The organism is Microcoleus sp. B5-D4 (genome assembly GCF_036705145.1).
Taxonomy (GTDB): Bacteria; Cyanobacteriota; Cyanobacteriia; order Cyanobacteriales; family Microcoleaceae; genus Microcoleus.
Genome location: NZ_JAUBTV010000065.1, coordinates 1 through 11,319 on the forward strand (window position 1 = coordinate 1; position 11,319 = coordinate 11,319).

An 11,319-nucleotide genomic window follows, 5' to 3' on the forward strand; every position below is an offset into this window, starting at 1 on the left:
GTCCCGCCCGTCCAAAAAGGACGGGCGGGACGCCCATCCCACAAACTTGTGGAAGTTATTTAATTCTCATTCCTTAGAAAACGAGCAGTGTCCGGGATTTAACGGATGGATTTTGAGCAAATAAGGGGAAGCATCCCCCTCTCCAAATATCTCAGTTTTTGCCTTCCTAGCTCCACATTCCTATACTTTGGGGGTCGCGGTCTGGATACCTAGAAATAGGAAAATGATTATTTATTTCTGTTGAGTCACATTGACTTAATGGCTCATTTATATCGGTGTGATTTGAGCTAGCTACGGCGTAGTTTTGCACGGTGTCTGCTCTTTCGGCAGCGGCAGGAAGGGCTTTTTGTTCTTTTATTTCCGGTTCCAGCGGAATGAACTCCAGACGCATTCTAAGTTTTCCTTTTGTCCAGTCTTTGCCAGCACTTAATAGCTCGCAATCCAAGCCGTCTGAGAATAATTTTTCGTCTACCAATTTCGCCTGCATAATTGCCATAAATTCGCTGACTTTGAATGTACATTGATACATCAAAGCGCTGGTAGGGGCAGACACAACATCGTCTTGTGTGGGAAATATTGGCGATTCGTCCATATTAATTGTCCTTATTTTAATGAAGGAAGTTCGGCAACGAGCAATGTACGGGATGTAACGGATGTAACGGATGTAACGGATGTGAGGAAGACCGAAGTTATAAGAAGGAAGAGGGAGTTAATTATTAGAATCTCGCTGGTTGAGTAAGGTGGGAATTGCCCACCCTACAACCGGAGATGATATTAATCCCGATTCTTTGACTTATCCTGTTCTTCTTTGGCCCATTGGTGGATTAGGAATTAGAAAAACCAACCGTAGGAATGTAAACCTTTGCCTAACAGATTAACGCCTAGATAGCAAATCCAAACTACCACAAAACCTGTGGCTGCTAAAATTGCTGGGCGTCTTCCCTGCCAGCCGCGAGTGATGCGGGCGTGCAGGTAGGCAGCAAATACCAACCAAGTAATTAGCGCCCAAGTTTCTTTCGGGTCCCAACTCCAGTACGATCCCCAAGCTTCGTTAGCCCAAACTGCACCGGCAATAATGCCAACTGTCAGTAAGGGGAATCCTAAACCGATGATGCGATAGCTAATGTTATCAAGAGTTTCTGCTAGATTCAAGCGCTGGGGCGAGAGAAGTTCTGCGGTTTGAGTTGGGGCGGTTGATGCGGTTTGAACGGTGGCTAATTCGAGCACTGCGGTGGTGCCTAAACCGTTATTGTTGGAGTTGAAAGAGGGTTCGCTGAAAACTAATGCGCTGTCGGCGCTGGTTTCTGCAATTTGAGGTTCGGGGTTTTGATGGCGTTGGAGGCGATAGTTGCCGTTGCGGTTGCTGTTGGTGCCGAAGGAACTACCGGTGAGTTCGATTTTTTGGCCGCGGGTGACGATTAAAAAGGCGATCGCCAGTAACGCTCCTACCATTAAAGTTGAGTAACTGAGCATCATGACGCTAACGTGCATCATCAGCCAGTTTGATTTGAGGGCGGGTACTAGGGGCTCTGCAGATTGCATGGTTGCGGGCAGAGTCAGGGCTGCAAAGGCGGATATTGCCATTGCTACGGGGGATGTGGCTACTCCTACTAAGCGGGAACGGCTCATGTTTTCCGCGACTAGGTGGATGGCGGTGATTCCCCAAACGAGAAAAAATAGGGATTCGTAGAGATTGCTTAAGGGGAAGTAGCCGGCTTCTATCCATCGAGAACCGAGTAAAGCGGCGATGGATAGGTTGGCGACGGCCATTCCTGCGGTTCCTAGGGCCCCCAGGTAGGGAATGCCGGGGAATGCTGCGCCAACCCAGTAAATGAGCATTGTGGAGAACAAAACGGCAAAGGAGATGTTGTCCAGCCAGTTCTGGAGTACGACCAGATCCATAAAAATTACTCCGGTAGTGTTTTTACTTATTTTTGCTAACTAGATCGATCGTACTGGGGTTAGGCAGTTTTGGGTTTGGGATTTTGAATTTTTGTGGCAATTATGAGTGATTGGCTGTTGTTGAGGTGCGAGTGGGCGATCGCGCGGACGCATCAAACAAGCTACTATTGACCCACCAGACGAGTGTCACCCCGTCAAGTCACACTTGTTGATTCTGGCTGAGGGCTTGAGGTTGGACGAGTTCCAAGTAAGGAAACACGGAATGCTGATGGGCGAAATTCGATCGCCGATTAACAAAATTAGGACTTACGCAGATGGGGCCAGAAACCGGGTTTTTGTAGGAAAATCCTTCGTTCGTACTCGAAGATTAAGTAAAAAACCCCGTTTCTTGGTCGGGAGTGCGTCTAGGACTGAAAATATAGGATGTTTTTTGATCTGGGGCGATCTGGAATCCTTTAGAATTGATTGAGCTGATTACCCATTTGCTGTTTTTGCAACCAGCAAAAAACGGAAGCCCCCGACAATCGTTGTGGAGAATCCTCAAATTTTAGACTAAAGCTCAACCTCCCAGATTTATCAAGGCGAGTCAAATCTAAAATCTAAAATCTAAAATCTAAAATCGACTGAGGGTTCGAGCAGTTGCATAGGTTAGAGGAGATGTTGGGTTAATGCGTCGAGATTCAATATTTTACAAGTTATTTCAAGAAGCTCCGACGCTGCTGTTTGAGCTATTGGAAGAGTCACCATCGAATGCGGAACAGTATCGCTTTGACTCCGTTGCGGTGAAGGAACCGAAGTTTGAAATTGATGGGGTGTTTTTGCCGCCGGATGCTGAGCCTGGAGTTGTATATTTCTGTGAGGTGCAGTTTCAGCGGGATGAATTGCTTTATGAGCGATTGTTTGGTGAGTCGTTTTTGTATTTTTATCGCAACCGTCAGCGATTTACAGATTGGGAAGCGGTGGTAATTTATCCGAGTCGATCGACTCAACAATCAGAAACGCATCCGTATCGATCGCTCTTGAACTGCAATCAGGTGCATCGGGTATATTTGGATGAGTTGGGGGATATTGAACAGTTGCCGCTGGGGGTGGCGCTGATGGCTTTGACGATGATCGACGAAGCGAGTACGCCGGAAGTGGCGCGATTGTTGCTGGCGCGATCGCAGCGGGAGGAATCTGAGGCAGCGAGTCGCGCCATAATAGAGATGCTGACGACGATACTGGTTTACAAGTTTACAAATTTGAACCGAAGGGAGGCAGAGGCGATGTTAGGGATTACGCTTGAGGAAACTCGGTTTTATCGGGAAGCTAAGGAAGAAGGCATCGAACAAGGCATTGAACAAGGCATTGTGCAAGGCATTGTGCAAGGTCGCGAACAAGAAGGAAGAGCCTTGATTTTACGTCAGTTAAATCGCCGTCTGTTAAATCGGCGAGTTGGAAAATTACCGGAATCTATCACGAATAGAATTGCTGATTTGTCGATCGAGCAAATTGAAACTCTAGCAGAGGAATTGTTAGATTTTCAGTCGATCGAGGATTTAGAGGTTTGGCTGGAGAATTTGCCGCAGGGAGATTGATACGAGGTTAGGAATTGCACTTGAGGGGGCGATCGCGCCATTTACGCGCACAAACGCATCAAACGTACCCCCCCCTCTACTTCCTGGGTTTTAGGGTTCTTTTGGTGCATCCGCCGTTGCTGAGAGGATGTTAAGGGTGCGATCGGGGATGATTCCGGCGATTTAGAAGCTGATTGATGATGGTGGAAGATGTTTTGGGCGATCGGATCTACAGACTTATGTTAAATTAGACCTCTTGCAAAAAATAGCTAAGACGGTATCTCCGCCCCATTCCACAAGAAAAGATGATTTTTGTGGGATGGGTCGGAGATACCGTCCTTTAATTTCATTAAAAGGACTTTTGCAAAAGGTCTATTTTCCTGTAGTTTCAGTCCCTCACAGTAGCTCCGGCGAACGACTTCTTTTTAAAGCAATAGATAATTGCCTCAATCGTTCGCTAACTTCTAAATTCGATTCTTGTGACTTCAAGTTATCAGGTATTTCAGCAAACAGAAGTGGATTTCCCTGCAACCACTCATTGAGAGCAACGCCAGTCCAAGTACCTTCTTTGTCTCGAAAACTATCAACTAAACCCTTCAGTTCTTGAATACAGTATGACTCAAAACCAGCCGCACTGAAAATTGCATAAACTAAGTATTCTTCAAACGCACTAATATCATTTCCTACCTCAAAAACTACAGCTTCTTCTTGTGGCGATTTTATGTCATTAGAAAAATCTCCCACTATTTGCGCTGCTACCCCAGCAATTTGTGTTGCTATTCCTGTAACTCCTAATACTTGTTGCCGAATCTCCGAATTAAATAGTAAATCTGAACCATATTTTACATATTTTTTGAGAACCCTAAATGCAGCTTCTTCCCCACTATAGTAGTTATCAATAATTTCAATATCTACCCCTAAACTTTTGATTATTTTATTTCGAGTATCACTATTAACTGGGCCGCGAATCAGCGCTTCAGCCACTGGACGCGCAAAGCGTAAAAATAATACGCTTAAGCTATTCTCTAGTTTTGCTAAAAAATATTCCTCTGAATTTTCAATGAGCCTGGGTTTTACTTGATTACTTTCCCATAATAAACTTGTCATATATTCAACTAATTTTAATGCTTCATCCTTAAGTTCTAAAGCAAGTTGATGAGCAATTGCAGAGAGAAGCTTACTAATATCACCGTACAAATCATCACGCCAAGCAAAATTGGCTTTCATGCGGTCAAACTCTGGATTGGAGTTAGCAAGAAAGATAGTATCTTTCTTTTTAAATGTTTCCTCCCTGAGTTTCTGCATTTCATTGTCAACGATTTGTAAATATCGTTCTCTAAATTTTTCTATTTGAGTGAATGACTTAGCATTAGAACTATCTAAGGATTTGTTGATAACAGAATATTCATAGTATTTTTGTAAATCAGCTTTGATTATTTCCCATTTTTGATTCCACCATTCGGTAAAGAAAACCCGCCGATTATTTTCTTCAAAGAGCTTGGCTTCTTCAGGATTTTCTGGATACTTTTTGCTGACGGTAATATAAATCTGTTCAGAATTGCTAAAAATTTTATTGATAGAAGCTTCGCATCTTTTTTTTAAAATCGAGACACGCTCAGTGTTGATATAGTTAAATATTTTTTCCTTAATTTCTGGAATTCCAGTACCATTTTTATTCAGAGTTTCGTCATCGGTAATTCCAGTCAGTCTCTTCAACTGAGCTTCGATATTACTTGCATCCCCAATCTCTAACTTAGTCTGTTCTCCTGCTAAACCATTCAAAATTAGATAGGCCCCGGCTGAACCATATACAATGCGTTCAGGTGGAAGCTTTGCACGCTTTAACCAGTCTTGAGATGCTTCTTCAATATGTGTTTTAAGCGCCTCTGCACTACCTAATGAATCAATCCGACTTAAAAATACAAAAAGCTTATCAGCAACCGTGACGTTTTTATCGCCAAGTTCGGTAAACTTGATTATTTCTAGTTCCTTTTCTCGGAGGCTAGTAAACCGCTGTACCAATATCACCGCATCACAGTCAGAGAGCATTGCTTGTGCTTCATCAACGTGCTTTGCTAAACCTGAATCTAAACCGGGAACATCATAAAAAACAATTCCTTCAGCCTGAGCAAGCTTGTTAGTATAAAGTCTCGCCTCTAAAACAGCGTGAGCATACTTTTCATCTGCTACATACTTCTTTAGCGGTTCTCTAATATCTTCTAGTCTAGTAAAGGGAAAAGTCAGATTACCTTCTCTTCTTACCTGTTGTAAAGTTATTTCGTTTGCTCGTATAGTATTTAGGTCTTCTTTCGCTCCAACTTTCTCAAGTTCCTTGAGTAAGTTGATAAACTCTTCTTCGGTTCTCGCTTGTACTTCCAGCCTTTGTTCAGACTCGTTTTCAACTGAATAAATTTGTGTTGTGGTAAATGTGCATCTTCCTCCCTTTGCTGGAAGTAAATCACATTGCAACCAAGCATTAATAAAGGTGCTTTTTCCTGCTTTCTCTAACCCGACAACAGCGATGCGAAACTCACGCTTTCTAAGTCTTTCAAGTTGGCGGCGAGTAGGTTCTGCTTCTTGTAAAAGTACCTCTTTTAATCGAGCAGGAACTTCAGCTTGGGGTAAGATAGCCAAATTAAGCGCGTGTCGCTGCACGTTGAGAGCGTCGCTAAGACGAGCCTCATAGTAAGAAGATGCTGTTTTCCAATCCATTTTGGGGTTCCTTAAATGCGGTTAAAGTTTTCTAAGCCAGATAAATTTTTGAGACAATCTAATTTTTTTAATTTACACTGAGCTTGAGGTGGTAAATCCTTCTTTAAATAGCGAGCAATATTTTGGTCAATCAGGTTTCCACCATCATTAATATTGATTCTGATATAAACTTCTCGCGTGCTATCAGGTGGAATATCCTGATTTGTCATTATTTCTAAATTTTGCTCATTTGAGTCAGCAACTTTAACCGTAGTACATAAGAAATACGACGCATTCTCTATGAGATGTGTTAGCTCATTAACCGTTAAATTTGAACTATTTCTGAAATTGCTGGCTATATATGCTGGAACGATCAGGCATAAATCAGCAGGAATTGGAAGCGGAGAACTGGGTTGCTCTTTTGTTCCTTCAAGCGCTTTGTTCGGGGTTCTTTTTTCCGGCTGGTTTTTATCAAGATTTTGCTTGTAATAAAACAATCCAACAAATGTAAAGGCTGCTGCTACAAAAATCCACTCCATGACTCCGACTCCTCCTAACCTGTTTACAAAAAATTTTGCAGGTGTATTGAATATTCGATTATCGACGATCATTGCATCCAACAAGTTATCAATAATTTTCTTATCTTCATCTTTATCAGAATTAGATTTTATCCCAAAATAATCACATATTTTTCTTGTTTGTTCTTCCGATCGTGATTGTTTTTCACAAACTATTATCTGAATAGTCTTATATAAGATGCCTCTTTCAGTTCCTTTAATTTGATCATGTACGTTATTAGCAACTTGCTCGTATAGATTCTGGGGATTCTCGTTTTCCACTAGATTTTAATGCTCCTCTTTTAAAAATGTTCCTAATCTACCAAATTCTCCTGCAAGGTCTTGAGATTTTTGCTGCATAGGTTCCCAAACATTTTTTTTCTTTTCATAATCTAAAGTAATTTCTTGGTTTGCTTTATCAAGTCTAGCTTGATAACGGTCAAAAATATCATTTTGAATTTTATCTACATTATTCTTTAAGCAATCAATTTGCTCCAGTAACCACTGAGCGATTTGATCTACGATTTTAACCTGTGTTTTTCCACCCTGACCTCTCCAGCCTTCAAATAAACTTTTTATGCTAGGGATTTTAGCATTATCACTAGAGCGGGTATTATGTTTTGGAACAATCCACAACCAGTGGAAAAAACTTCTAGTTTCTTCATTCCAGGTTTTTTGTGTAATTTCAAAGCTAGATTCAAAATTAAATTTGAATAATAGTTGATTATTGACTTGGTTAAGTTGGGATTCAGGGAATCGAATTATTATGTTGGGGGCAATATTATTAGCTCCCTTTTCTAAATGTGATAAATGACACTTAAAAAGCTCGACAACTGCCTGATACATTCTATCTATTTCTTGGCTCGATATTTGCCTTAAAACATCCTCTATGACTAGATTAAGATGGATAGAGAGTTCGTTTAATTCTTCATTTAGTTGTTTGAGTTTATCTTTATCCTCATCTGTTCTTGCTTCTATTGTTTCACCGTTATTAGCAACAGAAGGAGTATAGCCTAACTTAACTAACCGTTTTAAGTTGTTTGCTAATAAATAGACAATTGAAGCATTGGCTTTTTTTAGATATGGGCTTTCTAAGATGATTGTTCCATTTTCTAAAGACTCTGCTACTGCGTCTAAAACTTGATTTATCCCTTTACCTAATTCTCGGCTCCATCCATAAAGGGGGTATAATTTTTCTCCTAATTCCTTATAAGGTTCAACATTCTGGATATCTTTTAGGGTTTTCTCTAGATATAATACAAGGTCGTCTTCTGACTTTTTTTCTATGACTTCTTTAAATTTCGTATCTATCTGTTCAAACGGCTTCCTCAAATTTGTATAGCTATCTTCTAAGAACAGTTCAAGTGATGACCTAATGCGTGATATTTCTTGGCATTCCTGTTGATAACCTGCTTCTGAACTTCTAAGAATGGCCGTGGTTGTTTGTACGGCCCACTCTGCTACAGCATTTCCAGCAGCTACATTAAAACGTTCTATAGCTTGCGGTATTACTAACTGTGGGAAGTGTTGAGTAATATGTTCCTTTAAGTGCTGCTGAAACTCTTCTGCATAAGATTCTTGCCATAATGCTTCAGCAACTCGGTTTCGGTCGTGTCTAGACCATTTTTGTACGTTACGTGGCAGGTCTTCTAATATATCTTCATCAATTAATCCATTGAAATTGTTATCCGCTTTTTTACACGCATCAACACTGAATATCTCATCATAATTTTGGATCTGAAGAGCCAGTAAAGCTGGCCATGTACTAAGTTTGACAACCTGCAACTTCTCAATATCTTCTGTATATTCTTTTAATTGGTCAGTCAATTCACTTTTAATACTGCAGATAGCATTTTCAACAAAGCGATTTTCTGTGTCAGGCCAATTTCTATCGGCTCGAAAAACGTCAATCCGATTCAGAGTAAAGAGCATACGTGCAGGAGAACCACCCAAATCTTTTACCTGCTGTACAACTTCTTGCAGTAAGCTTTTTACTTTATGTGCATCGGTTTCTGCACTATTGTATGTGACTATGCACAAGGCCTCTCGGCACTGTTTAATAATATCTGCGTTACCTCGATCGCCCACATAGGCCAAACCAGGTAAATCAAGAATTTTTACCCTTGTTCCTTGTGGTAGTTCCAGTTTAGACTCTTTGACAAGCCTGAAAGGGTAAAATATTGTAGATTGTGGGCAAGCTAAATTCGGTTGTTTTTCTCTGTTTTCGATATAACTTATCATTACTTGGTATAAGCGCTGATAAATTTTTTCCTCTCTGATACCTCTCCATTCTCCACATTCCCACAATGCTCCTGGTGTTTCATGGATTATTAGAGACTTTTCCTTGCTATATTCGATAGTGACTGCCCCTGCGCTCATTTCACTTACGGCTACGGGGACAATTTCGGCTCCACATAACAAATTTACCAAAGTGCTTTTTCCACTACTTGTGGTTCCTGTAGTCGCAAGAGTCAAAGTTGGATTACGAAGTTCATCAACCAGATTGCTTAAAGCCTCGTCTAACTTCATAGAGAGTTCTTGCATTTCAGGCTGATATGTATCTGGTAAATGCTCGGAAATTTCTGTATAAAAATTATTCCAGTATTTAGCAAGCAGTTGAGCTTTGAATTCTACTTCGTCAAAAACTTTGTATAATTGTTTACTCATGTGTTAAATACTGGTGTTAATAGTGAATATGTATCCTAGTTAACATATTTGAGTCGCCACTCATAGAGGGCTGACAGCCGCACTGTTTAATTATGACTATAGGGTATCATCATACTATACCTGTAAAGATACGATCGCACTTTCTTTGAATAATTTTACAAACAGGCTCTTCAGATTGTTGCAGGTCTTCAATCAGAGGATCGGCGGGCGTTGCTGAATCCAGGTATGAAACGATCGCCCGATCGCCGAAGGAGCGCTCTTAATAGTGATAAATTATACCCATATTCCCCAACTGTCGATCGCCCGCAAAGTCAAACAGTCTATCGACTAAAACAAACCCTATTACCAAGGATTGCCAATCATTCTAAAAGCAGACCAATAATAAGGATGAGAAAAATTCTGACTCGTCGTGTTTGCCAATTCCGGGGGTAACGGCAGATTGCCAACAGAAGTGTGCAGCATCCCCCCTTCAATTCGCACCTCTTGGCGCAACATCGCTAATTGGGCTTGCCGCAGTGCTTCTGCTTTAATCGGAGCAGTTTTTAACTGCCCGTAAAACTCCGCCATCAACCCCAAACTGCCCTCGTCGCTGACATACCAAAGAGTCGCCATAGCCGATTTAACCCCCGCTTGCACGGCTAACCCGCCAAAGCCCAACTCGGCCTCTCTATCGCCCACAGCAGTCTTGCAAGCACTCAAAACTAACATTTCCACTTGCGGGCTGTGCCAATTCATTTGCCGCAACTGATCCAAACGCAGTTTAGTATCCCACAACTGAATAAAGGATTGGCTGGGATCTCCCGATCGAAATTCGGCGTGGGTAGCTAAGTGAATCATCCCAAAAGGCTGCTGCTGGCGCTGGGATTTCAAATTGGCCAGGGTGAAAGCTTCGTTCAAGAAAGACTTGCCGGGCCACTGCTGCGGCGTGATTGTCGATACTTCTATTTCCACCGCAGGCAAAGGACTCATCTCTGGAAATTGCGACGCCCCCATTGCCAGAACTTGGGTATTTTTGAAATTGGTGGCGCTGGTATCTGTCAAACTCAGACTCGGCATCGATCCAACACTGTAACGCTCTACCAGAAAGCCTTTGCCGTCGTGCAGGGCACCCATCGGTATCGATCGCAACCCCATATCTGAGATAAAAGATAAATTATCAATGCCTTTGGCTTGCAGTTCTGCTTCGAGCGGCGCTACCATCCACAGGTAGAGTTGCTGAGCCAAGGGCAAATAACTTTTAGTGTTGCGCTTTACCGGATTAGTCAGTTCATCGCGAAATTTGCGAACAGCTTCCATTACCTGGGCGCGAGAGGTTCCAGGGATGCGCTGGCGAACCGGCACGCCTTCGGGGGCGATCACCATCATTTCCAGTTCGTCAGAGGCTTGAATTTGCTGTTCTACGCGCAAGATGGAAGAACTGCTGTAAGGCCGATCGACTGTAGAGCCCCTGGGTACAAAGCTGATATAAATGAGAGCGGGTTTGATCCCTGTGGCTTGTTGGACACTGCGAAGGGTATTTTGGGCATCTTCTAAGGTGGCGATCGTATTTGTTGATGGCAAATTTAGGTAATCGACAAACTCACTGGTAAATCTCTCCTCGACGGGAAAAATAACTGCGCCGACGTTAGTTGGCAACTTGGAAGCTTCAAGATTCCCAAACGCGGGAGGTGAAATGCGCTGTTGCAAGGAATTAGATATCTGGTTTTGCTCTTGCAAGCTGGGCGAAAATAAAGGATTTGTACTGGGTGGCTGGTTGGCTGCGAGCTCCGGTGTCGGTATCGGTGCGAGATTTATGGGCGCAGCAGCAGGCGCAACCACTGGATTTTGAGTAATTGTGGGTGCGATCGGCACATTTGAGACCGGTGCTGGATTTTGAGTAATTGTCGGTGCGATCGGCACATTTGAGACCGGTGCTGGATTTTGAGTAATTGTCGGTGCGATCGGCA

The 11,319-nt window shown here is 42.3% G+C and carries 7 protein-coding genes; 1 reads left to right on the top strand and 6 read right to left on the bottom strand.

What is annotated here, in order from left to right:
- Nucleotides 1-166: 166 nt before the first annotated feature.
- Together QUB10_RS24460 and ccsB are read right to left on the bottom strand one after the other, a co-directional pair.
- Complete coding sequence (locus QUB10_RS24460) at nucleotides 167-592, bottom strand: KGK domain-containing protein (RefSeq protein ID WP_333205825.1); 426 nt, start codon at nucleotides 590-592, stop codon at nucleotides 167-169.
- A 239-nt stretch (nucleotides 593-831) separates the two neighbouring features.
- Nucleotides 832-1,902: a c-type cytochrome biogenesis protein CcsB gene (gene ccsB / locus QUB10_RS24465; RefSeq protein WP_333205826.1), complete on the bottom strand. Its 1,071-nt coding sequence runs from the start codon at nucleotides 1,900-1,902 to the stop codon at nucleotides 832-834.
- 668 nt (nucleotides 1,903-2,570) lie between these two features.
- On the opposite strand from ccsB, the gene QUB10_RS24470 reads away from it, so the two are divergent.
- Nucleotides 2,571-3,479, top strand: coding sequence for an Rpn family recombination-promoting nuclease/putative transposase (locus QUB10_RS24470; RefSeq protein ID WP_333205827.1), 909 nt, complete (start codon nucleotides 2,571-2,573; stop codon nucleotides 3,477-3,479).
- A 375-nt stretch (nucleotides 3,480-3,854) separates the two neighbouring features.
- Here QUB10_RS24470 and QUB10_RS24475 read toward each other — a convergent pair whose 3' ends face one another.
- From QUB10_RS24475 to QUB10_RS24490, 4 genes are all read right to left on the bottom strand, one after another.
- Complete coding sequence (locus QUB10_RS24475) at nucleotides 3,855-6,170, bottom strand: dynamin family protein (protein WP_333205828.1); 2,316 nt, start codon at nucleotides 6,168-6,170, stop codon at nucleotides 3,855-3,857.
- Nucleotides 6,171-6,181: 11 nt separating this feature from the next.
- Nucleotides 6,182-6,988: a hypothetical protein gene (locus tag QUB10_RS24480; protein ID WP_333205829.1), complete on the bottom strand. Its 807-nt coding sequence runs from the start codon at nucleotides 6,986-6,988 to the stop codon at nucleotides 6,182-6,184.
- Between the two features lie 6 nt (nucleotides 6,989-6,994).
- Nucleotides 6,995-9,373, bottom strand: coding sequence for a dynamin family protein (locus QUB10_RS24485; RefSeq protein ID WP_333205830.1), 2,379 nt, complete (start codon nucleotides 9,371-9,373; stop codon nucleotides 6,995-6,997).
- 342 nt (nucleotides 9,374-9,715) lie between these two features.
- On the bottom strand, nucleotides 9,716-11,319 hold a 1,604-nt coding region (locus QUB10_RS24490), incomplete at its 5' end, for a CHAT domain-containing protein (RefSeq protein ID WP_333205831.1).